Genomic DNA, 17,930 nt, shown 5'->3' with positions numbered 1-17,930 from the left:
CCGTCCCGCCGGACCGCACGCCGGCCGGCCCCGCCGGCGCCTCGACCTGGAGCCGGACACGGTCGAGCGCGACCTGGTGAAGCTGGTGCTGACCGTCGTGGAACTGCTGCGCCAGCTCATGGAGCGCCAGGCGGTGCGCCGCTTCGACGAGGGGGACCTGACCGAGGAGCAGGAGGAGCGCGTCGGACTGACCCTCATGCTGCTCGAGGACCGGATGGCCGAGCTGCGCAACCGCTACGGACTGCGCCCCGAGGACCTCAACCTCGACCTCGGGCCGCTCGGTCCGCTGCTGCCCCGGGACTGAGTCCCGGGGCAGCCCCGCGCGCCGGCTCAGGCGTCCTCGCGGCAGAGGATCTCGCCGTGCGGCACGGCGAACCAGGCGTCCTCCCGGGCGCCCCACTCCCGCCACGCGGCGGCCACCGCCTCCAGCCGCTCGCGGGTGGCGTGCCCGCCGTCCACGGCCCGTTCCGCGTACGCGGACGCCACCGTGCGGTCCGCCCACAGCCCGCTCCACCAGGCGCGTTCCTCCTGCGTCGAGAACGTCCAGGTGCCCGAGGACGCGGTGACGTCGGTGAACCCCGCGGCCAGGGCCCATGCCTTCAGCCGCCGGCCCGCGTCCGGCTCGCCCCCGTTGGCCCGCGCCACCCGTCGGTACAGGTCCAGCCAGTCGTCCAGGCCGGGGACCGCGGGGTACCAGGCCATCGCGGCGTAGTCCGCGTCCCGGACGGCGACGTACCCGCCCGGCCTCGTCACCCGCCGCATCTCGCGCAGCGCGGCCACCGGGTCGCCCACGTGCTGGAGCACCTGGTGCGCGTGCACCACGCAGAAGCTGTCGTCGGGGAAGTCCAGCGCGTGCACGTCGCCCGTCACGAAGCCGACGTTCGTCAGCCCTCGCCCGTCCGCCACCGCGCGCGCCCGTTCCAGGACGCCGGGCTCCCGGTCGAGGCCCGTGACGTGCCCGTCGGGCACCCGCGCGGCCAGGCCGGCCGTGATGGTGCCGGGCCCGCACCCGACGTCCAGGATCCGCATGGAGGGCCGCAGCGCCCCGAGGAGGTACGCGGCCGAGTTCTCCGCGGTGCGCCAGGTGTGCGACCTCAGCACCGACTCGTGGTGCCCGTGCGTGTAGACGGCGGTCTCCCGTGCGTGCGGCATGGCGGGCCCACCCCTTTCCCTCGTCCGTCGTGAGGACGCCCACCCTATGTGCGGCGGCCACATGATGAGACCTAAGTCTCATATAGTGGGACCAATGAGTGGGGAGGGCCGGGGAAAACCCGTTGCCGACCGCTCCCGGCGCCCCGCAGAATCGCGCCCATGGGACACCTCGAAGCCGCGCACCTGGAGTACTGCCTCCCCGAGGGGAGGGCGCTGCTCGGCGACGTCTCCTTCCGGGTGGGGGAGGGCGCGGTCGTGGCCCTCGTGGGTCCCAACGGAGCGGGCAAGACCACCTTGCTGCGCCTGCTGTCCGGGGAGCTGAAACCGCACGGCGGAACCGTCACCGTGAGCGGCGGCCTCGGGGTGATGCGGCAGTTCGTCGGCTCGGTCCGGGACGAGACGACCGTGCGCGACCTGCTGGTGTCCGTGGCGCCGCCCCGCATCCGCGAGGCCGCCCGCGCCGTCGACGCCGCCGAACACGCGATCATGACGGTCGACGACGAGGCCGCCCAGATGCGCTACGCCCAGGCGCTCGCGGACTGGGCCGAGGCCCAGGGCTACGAGGCCGAGACGCTGTGGGACATCTGCACCACGGCCGCGATGGGCGTCCCCTACGAGAAGGCCCAGTGGCGGCAGGTGAACACGCTGTCCGGGGGCGAGCAGAAACGGCTGGTGCTGGAGGCGCTGCTGCGCGGCCCCGACGAGGTGCTGCTGCTCGACGAGCCCGACAACTACCTGGACGTGCCCGGCAAGCGCTGGCTGGAGGAGCGCCTCGCGGAGACCCGCAAGACGGTCCTCTTCGTCTCCCACGACCGGGAACTCCTCGCCCGCGCCGCCGAGAAGGTCGTCTCCCTCGAACCGGGGCCCGCCGGCGCCGACGCCTGGGTGCACGGCGGCGGCTTCGCCACTTTCCACGAGGCCCGGCGCGAGCGCTTCGCCCGCTTCGAGGAGCTGCGCCGGCGCTGGGACGAGAAGCACGCCCAGTTGAAGAAGCTGGTGCTGACGCTGCGCCAGGCGGCGGAGAACAGCCCGGACATGGCCTCCCGCTACCGCGCCGCCCAGACCCGGCTGCGCAAGTTCGAGGAGGCGGGACCCCCGCCGGAGCCGCCGCGCGAGCAGGACATCCGGATGCGCCTGAAGGGCGGCCGCACCGGCGTCCGCGCCTTCACCTGCGAACAGCTCGAGCTGACCGGCCTGATGAAGCCGTTCGACCTGGAGGTCTTCTACGGCGAACGGGTCGCGGTGCTCGGCTCCAACGGCTCCGGCAAGTCGCACTTCCTGCGCCTGCTCGCGGGCGAGGACGTCGCGCACACCGGTGCCTGGCGGACCGGGGCGCGCGTGGTGCCCGGCCACTTCGCGCAGACCCACGCCCACCCCGAGCTGGTCGGCCGCACCCTGCTGGACATCCTGTGGACCGAGCACGCCCAGGACCGGGGCGCCGCCATGTCCCGGCTGCGCCGCTACGAGCTGACCCAGCAGGCGGAGCGGACCTTCGACCGGCTCTCCGGCGGGCAGCAGGCCCGCTTCCAGATCCTGCTGCTGGAACTCCAGGGCGTCACGGCCCTGCTGCTGGACGAGCCCACCGACAACCTGGACCTGGAATCGGCGGAAGCCCTCCAGGAGGGCCTGGAGGGCTTCGAGGGAACCGTCCTCGCCGTCACGCACGACCGCTGGTTCGCCCGCTCCTTCGACCGCTTCCTGGTCTTCGGCAGCGACGGCAGGGTCCGCGAGACCCCGGAACCGGTCTGGGACGAGCGGCGGGTGGAACGCGCGCGCTGACCGCCGGCGGGCGGCGCGCTACCAGCGCAGCAGCGCGCCCAGCCCGCCCACCGGCGCGTCGTCCCCGGCGTCCGGGGCGGCGGTCACCGACAGCGCGGAGGCGTTCGTCGCCACCGCCGACCGGATCAGCGCGTCGTCCGCGCGGGCCGCCCAGGAGTTCTGCTCGCCGAGGATCTTCAGATCGGTGCGCCGCACCGCCAGCTGGTCCGGGTCCTCACCGATCCACACCTCCCGGTGCGCGTCGGCGCCGTCCGGCCGGATCAGCAGCTCCTCGATCCGGTGCTCCCGGGCCGCCTCGACCAGGGCCGGCACGCCCTCCGCGGCGCCCGCCCGGCCCTCGCCGTCGCGGCCGCGCGCGGCGAGGAACCGCTCCAGCTCGGCCGCGGCACGGTCCCGCACGTGCTCGGCGCGGAGCCGCTCCACGTCCTCGTCCAGCAGCCGGCTCCCGGCGCCGTGCGACGCTTCCACCACCAGGCCGTGCAGCCGCTGCGGCAGCCGTTCGCGCACCGCCCGCCGCTCACGGTCGTCGCCGACCAGGATCACCAGGTCGGCGCCGGTCTCCTCCTGGCAGACGGCCAGCGCGTCCGCCACCTCCGCCGCGTTGTGCTCCCAGGTGTTCTCCACCCGCAGCTGGAAGTGGCGCACCGACCAGTCGCCGGTGCTGGTCCGGTGCAGCGGATGCTGCTGCCCGGTCACCGAGCCGGCGTCCTCCCGGCCCAGCGCGCTGCGCAGCTCGAACTCGGCGCCCGCGCGGTCGACGTACGCGACCACGCACACCGGGTCCTCGCCCGCCAGCTCCAGCAGCGGCGCGACCCGGGGCAGCGGCGCCCACTCAGCGCCGTCCCGCCGCGGCGGCCGGGCCAGCGGCGGATCCAGCACCACCTCGCCGTCCCGGGCGAACAGGGCGCGGCCGTGCGGTTCGCCGGAGTGCCGCAGCTCCTCCAGCGCGTGCCGCACCGCGGTGCAGGTCGCCTCGTCGGCGCCCTGGTCGGCCAGCTCGCGCGCCATCGCCTCCGCGGTCAGCTGCCGTTCGTGCGGGGTGCTCTCCGTACGCCGGGAGGTGTCGACGTAGACGGAGGCCCAGGGGCCGGGACGTTCGTAGAGCGGAGCGAGGAATGCGAGATCCATGGTTCCCTCCCGGTTGCCGTTCGGGGGTGGTGCCTGTGCCGCCGGGCGGGTACCCGGGGCGCATGAACGCACACGAGGAGCGGGACACCACGATGACCGGAGTCGACCCGAACCGCCTGGACGACCAGCAGCTCATGAAGGAGCTGGAGACCATCCACCGCACGCGCCACGACACGCTGCTGTACGGTTCCGACGACGCGCTGCGGGCCCACAACGAGCGCATGGCGCAGTTGGAGGGCGAGTACCTGCGGCGCAACCCGCGCCGCCCCGTCGCGCCGGGCCGCACCCGCGAGGGCGCCCGTGAGCGGACCGCCGGGGACTCCGCCACGCCGACCGCCTCGGGCAGCTGAACGAGGACGGGAGCCCCGCTCGCGCGGGGCTCCCGTCCAGTGCTCGCGCGGCGCCTTCTAGGAGGCGCGCTCCGCCGCGAACACCTCCAGGAAGGTCTCGCAGAACGCCTTGAGGTCGTCCGGCTTGCGGCTGGTGACCAGCTTGTTCGGTCCGTGGTCGCAGACCTTGACCTGCTCGTCGACCCAGGTGGCGCCCGCGTTGCCGAGGTCCGTCCGCAGGCTCGGCCAGCTCGTGAGCACCCGGCCGCGGACGACGTCCGCCTCGATCAGGGTCCACGGCGCGTGGCAGATCGCGGCCACCGGCCGGCCCTGCTCGAAGAAGTCCCGGACGAACGCGACGGCCTTGTCGTCCATCCGCAGGAAGTCCGGGTTGGCGACCCCGCCGGGCAGCACCAGCCCGTCGAAGGAGTCCGCCGAGGCGTCCCCGACGACCTCCTGCACGGGGAAGGTGTCCGCCTTGTCGAGGTGGTTGAACGCCTGGATCTCCCCGGATTCGGTCGACACCAGGACGGGCTCGTGGCCCGCCTGCTCGGCCGCCTTCCAGGGTTCGGTCAGCTCCACCTGCTCGACGCCCTCGGGTGCGGTCAGAAATGCGATGCGCATGGTGGCGCCACGTCCCTTCATCCGTTCTTCGTTCTTCGTTCTGTCGGTCGTACGGTCTCCGTCGCGCCGGCCGGTCAGCGGGCGCCGTCGGGTTCCGCGCGGCTGATGTCGGCCAGCGCCGACCCCGGCTCCCGGGCCTCTGCGAGGTCGCCGAGGGTCACCAGCCCGACGGGCAGTCCGCCCTCCACCACGGGGATGCGGCGCACCGCGTGCTCCCGCATCAGGGCGACGGCCGACGCCACCGTGTCGTCCGGGGCGAGCGTCAGCGGGTCCGGCGTGCACACCGACCCCACGCTCACCCCGTACGGGTCCCGGCCCTCGGCCACCGCCCGCACGGTGATGTCCCGGTCGGTGACCACCCCCACGACGCGCTGTCCGTCCGCCACCACCACGTCGCCGATGTCCTGGCCGCGCATCAGCCGCGCGGCCTCGACGACCGAGGCGTCCGGGCGGACCGCGACCACGCCGGGGGTCATCACGTCCTTCACGAACTCGGCCATGGCCGGCCGGCCTCCCTTCCGGTCACGCCGTCTCCGTCTCCCGGACCCGGGTCAGCGCCTCGGCCAGCTCCTGGACGTTGTCGTAGCGGTCCTTCCGGGACAGCCGCTCCAGCGCCTCGACGAGCGCGTCGGGCGCGTACCGCCGGTCCAGGGCACGCATGAGTTCACGGGGACCCGCGGGGAAGTCCCCGCGGGTCAGGATCCGGGCCAGTTCCAGTCGCACCGACTCCAGCGACGACGGGTCGCGGCCCGGCGTCACGGGTCCGCGCGTGACCGCGGGGTCGTCGTCGGCGTACGGCTCCGGGTCGTGCCACTCCTCGGTGCGGGTGGGGTGTCCGGACCGCAGCAGGCCCTGCAGTTCGTGCTTCATCTCGTCGTCGCGGTGGACGCTGAGCCGGTCATTGCCTCGCTGCATGTCTCCCTCCAGATCCTTCGGGGGTGCGCACCGCGTACCCGAGGAGCGCGGGCCGACACCGCGATCCGGGCCGGATCCGGAGGGCGGACCCGGCCCGCCGGGGTTTGGCGCCGGCGGCGGGGGTGACCCGGACGGCACGCCCCCCACGCGGCTCCCGGAAGGACCGGCCATGGCGGTGCTCGCCCTGCTCGTCCCGTCCCTCATGCTCGGCGTGCTCCTGACGCTGGGCCGCTACGAGGACTACGTCCTGCCACCCCGGGACGCGGACCCGGAACCACGTGACACGCCCGTGGGAGGTTTGCACGGCTGATACGGGGGCACGCGCACACGAAGTGCTTCGGACAGGAGGCACGTCCGTGATGGCGGCGACGACCGCCCGGACGCGCCTGTCCCGGTGGGTGCCTCCGCCACGGTGACCGTCCGTCCCCGAGCACCTCCGAGGGAGTTGGCGACGCACCATGCCCAGCCGAACCGGCACCAAGACGCACCCCCACCACGACGCCCCCGACACCGCGGCGGCCTTCCGCAGACTCGCCGCCCTGCCCGACGGACCCGAGCGCGACGCGCTGCGGGACGAGATCGTGGAGGCCTGGCTCCCCATGGCCGACCGCCTCGCCGGACGGTTCCGCAGCCGCGGCGAGAGCTACGACGACCTGCGCCAGGTGGCGGCCCTGGGCCTGGTCAAGGCCGTCGACCGGTACGACCCGGAGCTCGGCAACGCCTTCGAGAGCTACGCCGTGCCGACCGTCACCGGCGAGATCAAGCGGCACTTCCGCGACCACATGTGGACCCTGCACGTCCCGCGCCGCGTGCAGGAACTGCGCAACCGCGTCCGGCACGCCGTCCAGGACCTCTCCCAGACCGTCCAGGGACGCAGCCCCACCGTGGCCGAGATCGCCGCGTGCGCGGGGCTGAGCGAGGACGAGGTGCGCACCGGGCAGGCGGCGGCGGAGAGCTTCAGCGCCCTGTCCCTGGACGCCGAGATGCCCGGCAGCGACGGCGGCTATTCGCTGGGCGACGCCCTGGGCGGCCCCGACCCGGCGCTGGACACCGTGGTCGACCGGCAGGCGGTCAAGGACCGGCTGGCCGAGCTGCCGGAGCGCGAGCGGGCGATCCTCTACATGCGCTTCTTCGACGACATGACGCAGAACAGCATCGCGCAGGAGCTGGGCCTGTCCCAGATGCACGTCTCCCGGCTGATCAGCCGGAGCTGCGGCCGGGTGCGGGAGCAGGTCATGGGCGACGCCGACGAGGAGTGAGCACCGCGGGGGACCGGCGACGCGGGGGACCGGCGCCGCGAGGACTGACCGTCCTTCACCCGCACGGGGGCGTCCGGTCCCGCGAATGGTGCCCGGCCGCGCGCGCGGCCGGGGCGGGCGGGCTGTGATGGCACCGGGGCGACCGCCGCGCCCCCAGCCGTCGCCGAAGGAGCCCGCACCATGCGCCGCACCGCCCGTGCCCTGTCCGTCGCCGCCGTCGCCGGCACCGTCCTCGGCGCGCTCGCACCGGCCGCGTCCGCCGTGACGGTCCCCGGCAGCGCGGGCGCCTGGGCGTCCCCCTCCCCGTGCGCGTCCCCGGCCGGAGGGCACGGATGGCAGGGGCACGCGTCCAGGAGCGCGGCGCCGAGCCCCGCGGGAGCGGACACGCACGAGGCCGAGGAGTCCGGGGCGGGGACGCTGGTGGAGGAGTTCACCGAGGCGGACCTCTACGGCGCGGAGTCCCTGGACGCCTCCGAGGGCCTCACGCCCGGGGAGGCCGGGGAAGCGGACCCGCTCGCGTCCGAGCCGGCCGAGGAGCCGCCCGCAGCCCTCGACCCGGCCGGGTCCGGCGACACCGCCTGGGAGGAACTGATTCCCGACGCCGACGCCGAGGCCGACGCCGACGCCGACGCCGAGGAGCGCGCCGGGACCCAGGGCGCGGAAGGCGCACCCGGCGCGGTGGCCACGGCGGCGGACCCCGGAGCCGCGGACCCCGACGCCACGGGCCCGTACGCCACGGACCCCCACGGCGCCGATCCGTACGCCGCGGACACCGGGACCACGGACCACAAGGCCCCGCCCCGTACGGCCGTGGAGCCGGAGGCCACCGGCCCCGAGGCGGACCCGTTCCGGACCGCTCCGCCCAGGCCCACGACCTCGCCCACCGCCTCCCACAAGCCGGCCCCCGGCCACCCCACCCACAATCCGCCCCCCACCCACGAGCCGACGACGACGCCCTGCCCGTCGCCGACCGCGCACCAGGGCGTCCAGGCGGGCGGGGGCGGCGCGTTCACCGACTCCGTGCCCGCCCAGGTCGCGGGCGGTCTGCTGATCGCGGGCGCGTTCGGCGCCGCCGCGCACCGCCTGCACCGCCGGCGCACCGGCCGGGCGCGCGGCTGACGTGCCCGCCGGACGGCGTACGGCTGTGCGGTGACGCACCCGATGCGGTGCCGCGCTCATGACGGGCCGATCACGGGGTACTGACTTCGCCGAGGGCGGCGCGGACGGACGCCGGGAGACGGCGCCGGGGCACCGGTAACTGCGCGGAGGTGGCGATGCGGCGGACGGATCCGGAAGGACACGGCCCGGTCCGCTTCGGGCCGCCGCTCCCCGAGGACGGGCTGCCGGTGCTGCCCGAGCTGGCCGGGGTGCTGGCGGCGGCCGCCTCCTGGGGCGGCCCCGAACCGGTCGGCGGCGGCCCCGCGCTCATCGACGCGGCCTGCGGCCACGGAGAGCGGCGCGGACTGCCCGCCCGCCCGGACCGCACGGCCCTCGCCCCGGGCGCGCCCGCCCTGCTGACCGCCCTGACCGCCGCCATCGACGGCGACGTCCTGGTGCCGCGGCCGTGCACCGCCTGGTGGGCGCCGTACGCGCGGCTGCTCGGCCGACCCGTGTTCCATGTGCCGACCCCCGCGGAGAGCGGCGGGGTCCCCGACCCGTACGCGCTGCTGGAGACCGTGCGCCGGATGCGCGCCGAGGGCCGTGACCCGCGCCTGCTGGTGCTGTCCGTGGCCGACGACCCCACCGCGACCGTCGCCCCGCCCGACCTGCTGCACGAGACGCTGCAGGCCGCGGCCGGGGAGGGGCTGCACCTGATCAGCGACGAGACCTGGCGCGACACGCTGCACGACCCGCGCGGCACGGTGCTGCTCAGCCCCGCCGAGATGCTGCCCGACCACGTCACCGTCGTCACCGACCTGGCCGGCTCCCTGCTCCCGCCCGGCTGGCCCGCCGCGGTCGCCCGCTTCCCGGCGGGCCCGGAGGGCGGCGCGCTGCACGCGCGCGTCCTCGACGTGCTCACCGCCCTCGACGCGTGCGTGGCGACGCCCGTCGCGGCGGCCGCCGGGTACGCGCTGTCCGAGCCCGAGCCGGTCACCGCCCGCGTCGCCGCGTCCGTACGGGCGCACGCGCGCGTGGCCGCCGCCGCGCACCGCGCCGTCGTCGCCGCGGGCGCGGTGGCCCGGCCCCCGCAGTGCGGCCGGCACCTCTACGTGGACCTCACCCCCCTGGCGCCGGCGCTCGCCGCGCGCGGCGTCGGCGACACCCAGGAACTGGAGGACTTCCTCACCGGCCGGTCGGGCATGCCCGCGGCGGGCGGCCACCGGTTCGGCGACGACCTCGAGACACCGCGCGTGCGGCTGTGCACCGCGCCCCTGCTGGGGGCCACGCCCGAGGAGCGCGCGGAGTGCCTGGACGCGGACGAACCGGCGGAACTGCCATGGGTGCGACGCGCGTTGCACCGGGTGATGTCGGTCTTCGACGACCTCCGTGACGACGCTCGGCGATGGGAGTCCTCTCGATGACGCAGCGGCACGAGCCGACCGGCACGACGACCACGGCACCGGACGCCGGCCCCCCGGCCCCGGCCCGCGAGGACCGCCCCCACCCCCCGCTCGCCGAACCGCGCCCGCTCGCCGAGCGCCGGGTGTGGCCCCGCACCTTCCACGACCGGCTGACCGCCCCGCTGCCCGGCCTCAAGGCGTTCGCCCGCTTCGCCCGCGAGGGCGCGGTGCGGCCCGGCCCCGAGGGCCTCGCCGACATCCCCCGCCTGCCGTACGTCCCCGGCCCGGTGCCCGACGTGGACGCCCGCACGCTCGCCGTGACCTGGGCGGGCCACGCCAGCTGGGTGGTGCGGATCGGCGGGCTCACCGTGCTCACCGACCCGGTGTGGTCCCGCCGCATCCTCGGCACGCCCGCCCGCGTCACACCCGTCGGGGTGGCCTGGGAGACGCTGCCCCGCGTGGACGCGGTCGTCATCAGCCACAACCACTACGACCACCTGGACGCCCCCACCCTGCGGCGGCTGCCGCGCGACACCCCGATGTTCGTGCCGGCGGGCCTGGGCCGCTGGTTCCACCGCCGCCGGTTCACCCGCGTCACCGAGCTGGACTGGTGGGAGGCGGCGCAACTGGACGGCGTCCGCTTCGACTTCGTGCCGTCCCACCACTGGTCCAAGCGCACCCTGACCGACACCTGCCGCTCGCTGTGGGGCGGCTGGGTGCTCACCGCCCCCGACGGGCGGCGCGTGCACTTCGCCGGCGACACCGGCTACGGCCACTGGTTCTCCCGCATCGGCCGCCGCTACCCGGGCATCGACCTCACCCTGATGCCGATCGGCGCGTACGACCCGCGCTGGTGGCTGGCCGACGTGCACTGCGACCCGGAGGAGGCGGTGCGCGCGGCCCAGGACCTGGGGGCGCGGCACATGGCGCCCATGCACTGGGGCACCTTCGTGCTCTCCGCGGAACCGGTCCTGGAACCGCTCACCCGGGTCCGCGCCGCCTGGGAGGCGGCCGGGCTGCCCCGGGACCGGCTGTGGGACCTGCCGGTCGGCGGGTCGCGGGTGCTCGGGTGACCGGCGGCGTCAGCCGGCGGGCGTGCGGCGTACCCGCCGCCACAGGGCCGGGGCCACGCTGATCAGCACGGTCAGCACGATCGCCGCGAGCACGCCCTCCCAGGGCTCGGCGAACAGCGAGCCGCCGAGGACGCCGATGAGCTGGTAGGTCGCCGCCCAGGCCAGACAGGCCGGCAGGTTGCCGCGTACGAAACGCCGCAGCGGCCACTTCGCGACCAGGCAGGCCAGCATCACCGGCAGCCGCCCGGCCGGCACCAGCCGGGACAGCACCAGCACCGCCACGCCGTGGTCGGCGAGCTTCTGCTGGGCCTGCGCCAGCCGCTCCTCGGGGGCCCGGTCCCGGATCGCCTCCAGCCAGCGCGACCCGTTCCTCGACGTCATCCCGCGCCGCCCCAGCCAGTACAGCGCCACGTCGCCGAGGAAGGCGGCCAGCGACGCCGTCACGAACACCAGCGCCATCGGGAACGGCGCGGTCCGGTGGAAGGCGACCACGGCCGCCGAACTGACCAGCGCGCCCGTCGGCACCACCGGCACCAGCGCCCCGATGAGCACCAGCAGGAACAGCGACGGATACCCGATCGCCTGCTGGGTGGACTCGGGCGCCACGGCCGCCGGCGGCACCAGGCCGCCGGCCGTCTGCACGAGGGCGGCGGGGGAGGTCACCGCGCGGCCCCCAGGCGCACGCTCTCGCCGTGCCCGAGCCGGTGCACCACCGCCTCCGGCGCGCGCCGCCCCGCCAGCCGCTCGAACTCGTGCCCCGGCGCGTGGAACTCGTGGGGGCGCACGGCGTCCATCCCGATCGGCCAGTACGTGCCGTAGTGCACCGGCACCGCGTGCGCCGCGCCCAGCAGCGCCAGCGCCTCGGCCGCGCGCCCCGCGTCCAGGTGCCCCTCGCCCAGGTACGGCCCCCAGCCGCCCACCGGCAGCAGTGCCGTGTCCACCGGGCCGGTCTCCTTGGCCATGTCCTCGAACAGGCCGGTGTCCCCGGCGAAGTAGGTGCGCGCCTCACCCTCGACCACGTAACCGAGGGCGGGCGCGCGGCGCCTCCCCACGGGCAGCCGCCGCCCGTCGTGCAGCGCGGGCACGGCCCGCACCGCCAGCGGTCCGACGGACGTCACGTCGCCGGGCGCCATCTCGGTGATGTCGAGCGCGGTGAGCCTGCGCAGCCCCGGAACCGCCCGGAGCGCCCCCAAAGGCACCAGCAGCCGGGCGCCCGGGGCGAGCCGGGCCAGCGACGGCAGGTGCAGGTGGTCGTGGTGCAGATGGGACACCAGCACCACGTCCGCGCGCCGCGCCTCCGGCGGCGGCACCGCGCCGCGCCTGCGCCGCAGATGCGCCAGCCGGCGTGCGAACAGGGGGTCGGTGAGGACGCGCGTGTGCGAGTCCTCCAGCGTGCAGGTGGCGTGCCCCCACCACGTGACCTCCACCGGCACCTCTTCGCCTCCTTCGCGTGACTCCCCGAAGCCTACGCGCAGGAGTAGGGTCGTCGGCGAAAACCCGGGGTGGGCCCGAGATGAGGGGGACGCCATGGCGCCGGTGCGGGTGACGGCCATCGCGAGCCTGACGCCGCTGGAGGAGCTGGACGCCGAGCCGTTCCTGGTGGACTCCCGCGGCCAGCACGCGATGTGCGCGCGCTGGGCCGCCGAGCACGGGCACGCGGTGGCCCGCGAACTGCTGGTGCGCGGCCTGCGCCCCGACCACGCGCTGCTCTGGGACGGGGTGCGGCCCGGCGCCGACCTGTTCGTGGCGCCCAGCCTGCGGGTGCTGGAGCGGGCGCTGTCCTCCGTGGCCGGGTTCACCGCGGAGTGCGCGCGGCGCGGGGTGCGGGTGGAGACGGTGGACCGCGCGGAGCCGTCGTACGACGCGGCGACGAAGGCCCGGGTGCACCGCAGGCTCTCCCTGCCGACCGCCGGCTACGACGGCCGCTGAAGGAGGCCACGACCGGGGCCCGGCGGCGGGCCGGGAGGCGCGGCAGGCGCCGGAGCGGGGACGGAACACCTCATCAGGACGTTGTGACAGGGTGGGGGCGGGTCAGAGACGGGAACGTGAGGTGTGCGCGGCGTGGGCGGCGGGCGTGGGCGACGGGTCGCCAGTCAGATCGGGCGGAGTGTCACCGTGTGGGCGGTCTCCACGCTCACCATGCTGGCGCTCGCGGGCATCCTGCCGGACTTCCGGCTGCGGTCGGCCGACGGCGGCAGCGCCACCGACATCGCGGTCACCGCCGCGCTCGGCGCGGGCGCCTTCGGCCTGCTGTCCGCGCTGGTCTGGCCGCTGCTGGTGCGGCTGCTGCTGCTCGTGCCCGCGCTCGTCCTCGGCCTGCTGGTGTTCTTCCTCAACGGCGCCCTGCTGTGGGTGGCGCTGCGCGTCAACCCGGTCGAGCGCGGCTCGGCGGCCCCCGAGACGGCGGTGGTGGTCGCCGCCGTGATGTCCGCCGTCGCCTCCGCCACCGGAGGCGCCCTCGCCGTCCGTGACGACGACGCCTACCGACGGCGGCTGTACCGCCTCGCGGACCGGAGACGGCGCTCCGACCCGCCCTGCCCGACCACCCCGGGCACCGTCTTCCTCCAGCTCGACGGCGTGGGCCACGACGTCCTGCTGTCCGCCGTCGACAAGGGCCTGATGCCCACCGTCGCCCGCTGGCTGGGCGCCGGCGGCCGGCCCACCCACCGCCTCACCCGCTGGCGCACCGACTGGTCCAGCCAGACCGGCGCCAGCCAGCTCGGCATCCTGCACGGCAGCAACTTCGACGTCCCCGCCTTCCGCTGGTACGAGAAGGCCCGCCGCGAGGTGATGGTCTGCAACCGCCCCACCAGCGCCGCCGAACTGCAGGCCCGCGCGATCGAGCACTCCGGGCACGCGGGACTGCTCGCCCACGGCGGCGCCAGCCGGGGCAACCTGTTCAGCGGCGGCGCCGACGAGCAGGCGCTGGTGCTGTCCATCGCGGGCCGCCGCAGGGGCCCGGCCGCCCGCTCCCGCGCGGGCTACTTCGCCTACTTCTCCGACCCCGCCAACGCCGTGCGCACCGCCCTGTCCTTCGTCGCCGAGGTGGGCCGGGAGATCGGCCAGTCCGTGCGGTCGCGGACGCGCGGACAGCGCCCGCGCGTCTCCCGCGGCGGGCTGTACCCCCTGGTGCGCGCCTTCGCCACCGTCGTCGAGCGGGACGTCGTGGTGGCCGCCGTGACGGGCGACCTGCTGGCCGGCCGCAACGCCGTCTACGCCGACCTGGTCGCCTACGACGAGGTCGCCCACCACTCCGGGCCGACGAGCCGGGACGCCGAACAGGTGCTGCGGCGCCTCGACCGCGCCCTCGCGCTGATCGAGAACGTCGCCGAGCACGCCCCCCGCCCGTACCGGATCGTCGTGCTGTCCGACCACGGGCAGAGCCCCGGCGAGACGTTCCGCTCCCGGTACGGCCTGACCCTCGGCGACCTGGTGCGGGCCGGCTGCGGGCTGCCCGTGCCGCGCCGCGCCCGGCGCACCCACAGCGGCGCCGAGGCCCGCGCGGCGGTCCGCGCCGCGCTGCGCCGGCCCGTCGAGGAGGGCGCCGAGCACTACCGCCCCTCCCGCGGCTCGGAGCCGGTCGTGCTCGCCTCCGGCAACCTGGGCCTGGTGTCCTTCCCGGACGTGCCGCACCGGATGACCAAGGAGGAGATCGACGCCCGGCACCCCGCGCTGCTGCCGACCCTCGCCAACCACCCCGGCATCGGCTTCCTGCTGGTCCGCAGCGAACGCCACGGCGGGGTCGTGCTCGGCGCGTACGGCGCGGAGATCCCGCTGGACGAGCTCGACGAGAACCCGGGACCGCTCGCCCCGTTCGGGCCCGGCGCCGCCGACGTCGTGCGCCGCACCCACACGTTCCCGCACACCGCCGACATCATGGTCAACTCCTTCTACGACCCGGCGGACGGCGAGGTGCTCGCGTTCGAGGAGCAGATCGGCTCCCACGGCGGCCTCGGCGGCGCCCAGTCCCGCCCCTTCCTGCTGTCCCCGCTGGTCCTGTCCGCCCCGGTCCCCGAGGGCGCCGAGCCGGCCGGCGCCGAACAGATCCACCACATCCTGCGCCGCTGGCTCACCGAATCCGCCGAGGCCGGCACCCGCCCCCTGCCGGAGCGCCGCGAACGCGCGGCCTGACGGCCGCGACGGGGACGTCCGGGGCGGATATTCGCGTGACGGGCGCGCCTTCCGGCTGACACCCTCGGCGGCGAGTCGTCCACCGTCCGCGTCACCGCGCCCGTCGAGGCGCGCGAAAGGGAGCACCTGCGTGCAGGCAGCCGTCACCGTCACCCCCGCCCGTGTCCCGGAGCTGCTGCTCGGTCTGGCCACCGTGCGGCCGGTGTTCCTCTGGGGCGCGCCCGGCATCGGCAAGTCCTCCCTGGTGAGGGAGTTCGCCGAGAGCCTCGGGCTGGAGTGCGTGAGCCTGCTGGGCACCCAGCTCGCCCCCGAGGACCTGATCGGCGTGCCGCAGATCCGCGACGGCCGCTCGGTGTTCTGCCCGCCCGAGTCGATCGCCCGCGACGAGCCGTACTGCCTGTTCCTGGACGAGCTGAACGCGGCCACCCCGGACGTGCAGAAGGCGTTCTACTCGCTGATCCTGGACCGCCGCATCGGCGACTACGAGCTGCCCGAGGGCTCCGTCGTCATCGGCGCCGGCAACCGCTCCACGGACAACGCGCTCGCCCGCCCCCTCGCCTCCGCACTGGTCAACCGCCTCACCCACGTCCACCTGGAGGCGTCCTCGAAGGACTGGCTGGTGTGGGCGGCGAACAACGGCATCCACCCGTGGATCACCGACCACCTCACCGACCGTCCCGACCACCTGTGGTCCAAGCCGCCCAAGACCGAGGAGCCGTTCTCCACGCCCCGCTCCTGGCACATGCTCTCCGACGCGCTGCACTCCTTCGGCCGCGACCTCGACGAGGACACCCTGAAGGTCCTCGCCCACGGCACGCTCACCCCCGCGCACGCCACCGCCTTCTGCGGCTACGTCAAGATCGTGCGCAGCCGGTTCGGCATCGACGCCGTGCTCAAGGGCGACGCCCGCTGGCCGCACCGCCCGGAGGACCGTGACCTGCTCTACTACCTCGCCGAGTCCTTCCGCGGCCGGCTGCTGAAGGAACTGCCCGCGTCCAAGGAGCACATGCCGGCGGCCGGCCGGCAGACCGCGTACCGCGCCAAGGCGCTGCTGGTGCAGCTCGCCGAGATCTCCGTCGAGGTCGCCCAGACCGTCATCGCCCCCGACGCGGACGGCAACCCGGTGCTGCCGTCGTGGTTCCTCGTCGAGGCGGCCCGTGACATGCCCCGTCTCGTGGAGGCGCGCCGGTGAACCGTGCCCGCGGCAAGGGCCCGCAGGCCAAGGGCGGCAAGCAGCAGCGCAAGCGCGACCTCGCGGCGGAGGCGTTCACCGCGGGACTGCGGATCATGCGGGCCAACCCGGCGCTGGCCGCCGTGGAGGCCGACGTCTGCCGCCGCGAGGACTGCGAGCTGTCGCCCCGCGAGGGCCTGGTGCGGGTCGACTCGGACGCCGTGCTGCACGTCCACCCCGACCGGACGGCCGACCCGGAGACCTGGGCGTGGGCGCTGGCGCACGCCGTCCTGCACCTCGGTTTCGGCCACGTCCCGGCCGCCGCGGGCGACCGCACCCAGCCGGACGCCTGCGAGCTGGCCGCCCGCTGCGTCGTCGTCAACCGCTTCCTGCTCGGCTCGCCCGTCGGCCGGGCGCCCGAGGAACTGCCCGCCGCCTACCCCGACGGCGACGAGGAGCGCCTCGCCACGGTCTGGCGGCGCACCGGCGTCCCGGAGGTCTACCGGCGCTGCGGCACCGCGGGCGCCGAGGCCGACCTGCACCTGACCGCCTGGGACAGCTGGTACGGGCGGCCGCCGGACCACCAGCTCGCGTTCGCCTCCGCCCTCACCCGCACCGTCGCCGCCGCGATGGACGTCGCGGGCGGCCGCCGCGACAGCCTGGACGGCGCCCCGGCCCCGCGCCGCCCCTGGCAGAAGGCGCTGAGCTGGTTCGTCTCCTCCTACCCGCTGCTCGGCGGCATCGCCTCCGGCATGACCCTGGTCGCCGACGCCGAGCTGGCCCGCGCCCACCAGATCTCCGTCGCCGCCGTCAACGCCGAGGCGGGCGAGATCTACGTCAACCCGCTGCGCGTCCTGGAGGACGAGGAATGGCGGTTCGTGCTGGCGCACGAGATGCTGCACGCCGCCCTGCGCCACGGCGACCGCTGCGGCCCCCGCGACCCGTTCCTCTTCAACGTCGCCTGCGACTTCGTCATCAACGGCTGGCTGGTGGAGATGCGGATCGGCACGCTCCCCGAAGGCCTGCTGTACGACAAGGACCTCACCGGCCTGTCCGCCGAGGAGGTCTACGACCGCATCGCGGGCGACCGCCGCGCCCGCCGCCTGCCCACCCCGCGCGGCAAGGGACTCGGCGACGTCCTCGGCAACCCGCTCGGACCGCCCCGCGACTGCGCCGACCTCGACGGCTTCTACCGCCGCGGCCTCGCCCAGGGCCTGGACCTGCACGACTGCCAGGAGCGCGGTCTGCTCCCGGCGGGCCTGGTCGAGGAGATCCGCGCCCTCAGCCATCCGCCGCTGCCCTGGGACGCCCGGCTCGCCCGCTGGTTCGACGAGTTCGTGCCCCGTCCCGAGCCCCTGCGGTCGTTCGCGCGGCCCTCCCGGCGCCAGGCGTCCACCCCGGACATCCCGCGCGCGGGCCGCTGGTACCCGCCCGAGGAGGTCGCCCGCTGCACCTTCGGCGTGGTCCTCGACACCTCCGGCTCCATGAACCGGACCCTGCTCGGCAAGGCGCTCGGCGCCATCGCCTCCTACGCGGAGTCCCGTGACGTGCCCGCCGCGCGCGTGGTGTTCTGCGACGCGGCGCCGCACGACGCGGGGTACCTGCCGGTCACCGAGATCGCCGGGAGGGTGCGGGTCCGCGGCCGGGGCGGCACCGTCCTCCAGCCGGGTGTCGACCTGCTGGAGCGCGCCGACGACTTCCCGCCCGGCGCGCCCGTGCTGGTCGTCACCGACGGCTGGTGCGACGTGGTACGGGTGCGGCGCGAGCACGCCTACCTGATCCCGCGGGGCGCGACCCTGCCCTTCACCCCGAGGGGGCCCGTCTTCCGGGTGAGTTGAGCCGTGATGTGATCGGATGGACCAGGGACG

Annotated in this window: 19 protein-coding genes; 12 read left to right on the top strand and 7 right to left on the bottom strand. The window is 75.6% G+C overall.

Going from position 1 to position 17,930, the window contains the following annotated elements; all coding sequences use genetic code 11:
• Positions 1-46: 46 nt before the first annotated feature.
• Positions 47-304, top strand: coding sequence for a gas vesicle protein K (locus ACIQ8B_RS15640; protein ID WP_026243351.1), 258 nt, complete (start codon positions 47-49; stop codon positions 302-304).
• Positions 305-330: 26 nt separating this feature from the next.
• Here the strand turns inward: ACIQ8B_RS15640 and ACIQ8B_RS15635 are convergent, their stop codons facing one another.
• Complete coding sequence (locus tag ACIQ8B_RS15635) at positions 331-1,152, bottom strand: methyltransferase domain-containing protein (protein WP_403547268.1); 822 nt, start codon at positions 1,150-1,152, stop codon at positions 331-333.
• 159 nt (positions 1,153-1,311) lie between these two features.
• Here ACIQ8B_RS15635 and ACIQ8B_RS15630 point away from each other — a divergent pair, with 159 nt between their 5' ends.
• The gene (locus ACIQ8B_RS15630; RefSeq protein WP_403547266.1) at positions 1,312-2,931 is read left to right on the top strand and encodes an ABC-F family ATP-binding cassette domain-containing protein; all 1,620 of its coding nucleotides are present in this window, start codon (positions 1,312-1,314) and stop codon (positions 2,929-2,931) included.
• Positions 2,932-2,949: 18 nt separating this feature from the next.
• Here the strand turns inward: ACIQ8B_RS15630 and ACIQ8B_RS15625 are convergent, their stop codons facing one another.
• Entirely contained in the window at positions 2,950-4,059 is a 1,110-nt protein-coding gene (locus tag ACIQ8B_RS15625; protein ID WP_290006260.1) for a Vms1/Ankzf1 family peptidyl-tRNA hydrolase, read from the bottom strand.
• A 62-nt stretch (positions 4,060-4,121) separates the two neighbouring features.
• On the opposite strand from ACIQ8B_RS15625, the gene ACIQ8B_RS15620 reads away from it, so the two are divergent.
• Positions 4,122-4,409 (top strand): DUF6158 family protein, encoded by a 288-nt coding sequence (locus tag ACIQ8B_RS15620; protein ID WP_106411529.1) that lies wholly within the window; start codon positions 4,122-4,124, stop codon positions 4,407-4,409.
• A 57-nt stretch (positions 4,410-4,466) separates the two neighbouring features.
• On the opposite strand, the gene ACIQ8B_RS15615 is transcribed toward ACIQ8B_RS15620, so the two are convergent.
• The 3 genes from ACIQ8B_RS15615 to ACIQ8B_RS15605 all read right to left on the bottom strand — a co-directional run bounded on the left by ACIQ8B_RS15615 (position 4,467) and on the right by ACIQ8B_RS15605 (position 5,927).
• Complete coding sequence (locus ACIQ8B_RS15615; protein WP_106411528.1) at positions 4,467-5,012, bottom strand: type 1 glutamine amidotransferase domain-containing protein; 546 nt, start codon at positions 5,010-5,012, stop codon at positions 4,467-4,469.
• Positions 5,013-5,086: 74 nt separating this feature from the next.
• Positions 5,087-5,512 (bottom strand): CBS domain-containing protein, encoded by a 426-nt coding sequence (locus tag ACIQ8B_RS15610; protein WP_403547263.1) that lies wholly within the window; start codon positions 5,510-5,512, stop codon positions 5,087-5,089.
• A gap of 22 nt (positions 5,513-5,534) precedes the next feature.
• Positions 5,535-5,927 carry a DUF2795 domain-containing protein gene (locus tag ACIQ8B_RS15605; RefSeq protein ID WP_403547261.1) on the bottom strand — a complete coding sequence of 131 codons (393 nt, stop codon included), beginning with the start codon at positions 5,925-5,927 and terminating at the stop codon, positions 5,535-5,537.
• Between the two features lie 169 nt (positions 5,928-6,096).
• On the opposite strand from ACIQ8B_RS15605, the gene ACIQ8B_RS15600 reads away from it, so the two are divergent.
• The 5 genes from ACIQ8B_RS15600 to ACIQ8B_RS15580 all read left to right on the top strand — a co-directional run bounded on the left by ACIQ8B_RS15600 (position 6,097) and on the right by ACIQ8B_RS15580 (position 10,760).
• The gene (locus tag ACIQ8B_RS15600; protein WP_290006255.1) at positions 6,097-6,237 is read left to right on the top strand and encodes a hypothetical protein; all 141 of its coding nucleotides are present in this window, start codon (positions 6,097-6,099) and stop codon (positions 6,235-6,237) included.
• 148 nt (positions 6,238-6,385) lie between these two features.
• Positions 6,386-7,186 (top strand): RNA polymerase sigma factor SigF, encoded by an 801-nt coding sequence (locus ACIQ8B_RS15595; RefSeq protein ID WP_403547259.1) that lies wholly within the window; start codon positions 6,386-6,388, stop codon positions 7,184-7,186.
• 180 nt (positions 7,187-7,366) lie between these two features.
• Positions 7,367-8,305 carry a hypothetical protein gene (locus tag ACIQ8B_RS15590; RefSeq protein WP_403547257.1) on the top strand — a complete coding sequence of 313 codons (939 nt, stop codon included), beginning with the start codon at positions 7,367-7,369 and terminating at the stop codon, positions 8,303-8,305.
• Between the two features lie 155 nt (positions 8,306-8,460).
• Positions 8,461-9,708, top strand: coding sequence for an aminotransferase class I/II-fold pyridoxal phosphate-dependent enzyme (locus ACIQ8B_RS15585; protein ID WP_403547256.1), 1,248 nt, complete (start codon positions 8,461-8,463; stop codon positions 9,706-9,708).
• Positions 9,705-10,760: an MBL fold metallo-hydrolase gene (locus ACIQ8B_RS15580; RefSeq protein WP_403547254.1), complete on the top strand. Its 1,056-nt coding sequence runs from the start codon at positions 9,705-9,707 to the stop codon at positions 10,758-10,760. The genes ACIQ8B_RS15585 and ACIQ8B_RS15580 overlap by 4 nt, the downstream gene beginning before the upstream one ends.
• Positions 10,761-10,769: 9 nt before the next feature.
• On the opposite strand, the gene ACIQ8B_RS15575 is transcribed toward ACIQ8B_RS15580, so the two are convergent.
• Both ACIQ8B_RS15575 and ACIQ8B_RS15570 read right to left on the bottom strand, forming a co-directional pair.
• Positions 10,770-11,402, bottom strand: a complete 633-nt coding sequence (locus ACIQ8B_RS15575; protein ID WP_290006496.1) for a DedA family protein — start codon at positions 11,400-11,402, stop codon at positions 10,770-10,772.
• Between the two features lie 17 nt (positions 11,403-11,419).
• Positions 11,420-12,193: an MBL fold metallo-hydrolase gene (locus tag ACIQ8B_RS15570; RefSeq protein WP_403547253.1), complete on the bottom strand. Its 774-nt coding sequence runs from the start codon at positions 12,191-12,193 to the stop codon at positions 11,420-11,422.
• 94 nt (positions 12,194-12,287) lie between these two features.
• On the opposite strand from ACIQ8B_RS15570, the gene ACIQ8B_RS15565 reads away from it, so the two are divergent.
• From ACIQ8B_RS15565 to ACIQ8B_RS15550, 4 genes are all read left to right on the top strand, one after another.
• Positions 12,288-12,689, top strand: a complete 402-nt coding sequence (locus ACIQ8B_RS15565) for a hypothetical protein (protein WP_403547251.1) — start codon at positions 12,288-12,290, stop codon at positions 12,687-12,689.
• A 123-nt stretch (positions 12,690-12,812) separates the two neighbouring features.
• Positions 12,813-14,891 carry a phage holin family protein gene (locus tag ACIQ8B_RS15560; protein WP_403547249.1) on the top strand — a complete coding sequence of 693 codons (2,079 nt, stop codon included), beginning with the start codon at positions 12,813-12,815 and terminating at the stop codon, positions 14,889-14,891.
• A gap of 130 nt (positions 14,892-15,021) precedes the next feature.
• The gene (locus ACIQ8B_RS15555; protein ID WP_290006245.1) at positions 15,022-16,083 is read left to right on the top strand and encodes an ATP-binding protein; all 1,062 of its coding nucleotides are present in this window, start codon (positions 15,022-15,024) and stop codon (positions 16,081-16,083) included.
• Positions 16,080-17,900, top strand: a complete 1,821-nt coding sequence (locus ACIQ8B_RS15550; RefSeq protein WP_403547247.1) for a hypothetical protein — start codon at positions 16,080-16,082, stop codon at positions 17,898-17,900. Before ACIQ8B_RS15555 ends, ACIQ8B_RS15550 begins: the two co-directional genes overlap by 4 nt.
• Positions 17,901-17,930 lie beyond the last annotated feature (30 nt).

Origin of the sequence: Streptomyces sp. NPDC096105, assembly GCF_044763335.1 — a bacterium.
GTDB lineage: Bacteria > Actinomycetota > Actinomycetes > Streptomycetales > Streptomycetaceae > Streptomyces.
Note: the sequence above shows the minus strand (reverse complement) of the source record. Positions and strands in the feature narration are given on the sequence as shown.

Excerpts from the sequence above, each read along its gene's own strand:
- ACIQ8B_RS15625 (WP_290006260.1), bottom strand. The coding sequence starts at position 4,059 with ATGGATCTCGCATTCCTCGCTCCGCTCTACGAACGTCCCGGCCCCTGG.
- ACIQ8B_RS15585 (WP_403547256.1), top strand. The coding sequence starts at position 8,461 with ATGCGGCGGACGGATCCGGAAGGACACGGCCCGGTCCGCTTCGGGCCG.
- ACIQ8B_RS15620 (WP_106411529.1), top strand. The coding sequence starts at position 4,122 with ATGAACGCACACGAGGAGCGGGACACCACGATGACCGGAGTCGACCCG.
- ACIQ8B_RS15580 (WP_403547254.1), top strand. The coding sequence starts at position 9,705 with ATGACGCAGCGGCACGAGCCGACCGGCACGACGACCACGGCACCGGAC.
- ACIQ8B_RS15615 (WP_106411528.1), bottom strand. The coding sequence starts at position 5,012 with ATGCGCATCGCATTTCTGACCGCACCCGAGGGCGTCGAGCAGGTGGAG.
- ACIQ8B_RS15610 (WP_403547263.1), bottom strand. The coding sequence starts at position 5,512 with ATGGCCGAGTTCGTGAAGGACGTGATGACCCCCGGCGTGGTCGCGGTC.
- ACIQ8B_RS15635 (WP_403547268.1), bottom strand. The coding sequence starts at position 1,152 with ATGCCGCACGCACGGGAGACCGCCGTCTACACGCACGGGCACCACGAG.
- ACIQ8B_RS15605 (WP_403547261.1), bottom strand. The coding sequence starts at position 5,927 with ATGCAGCGAGGCAATGACCGGCTCAGCGTCCACCGCGACGACGAGATG.
- ACIQ8B_RS15595 (WP_403547259.1), top strand. The coding sequence starts at position 6,386 with ATGCCCAGCCGAACCGGCACCAAGACGCACCCCCACCACGACGCCCCC.
- ACIQ8B_RS15630 (WP_403547266.1), top strand. The coding sequence starts at position 1,312 with ATGGGACACCTCGAAGCCGCGCACCTGGAGTACTGCCTCCCCGAGGGG.
- ACIQ8B_RS15590 (WP_403547257.1), top strand. The coding sequence starts at position 7,367 with ATGCGCCGCACCGCCCGTGCCCTGTCCGTCGCCGCCGTCGCCGGCACC.
- ACIQ8B_RS15600 (WP_290006255.1), top strand. The coding sequence starts at position 6,097 with ATGGCGGTGCTCGCCCTGCTCGTCCCGTCCCTCATGCTCGGCGTGCTC.
- ACIQ8B_RS15565 (WP_403547251.1), top strand. The coding sequence starts at position 12,288 with ATGGCGCCGGTGCGGGTGACGGCCATCGCGAGCCTGACGCCGCTGGAG.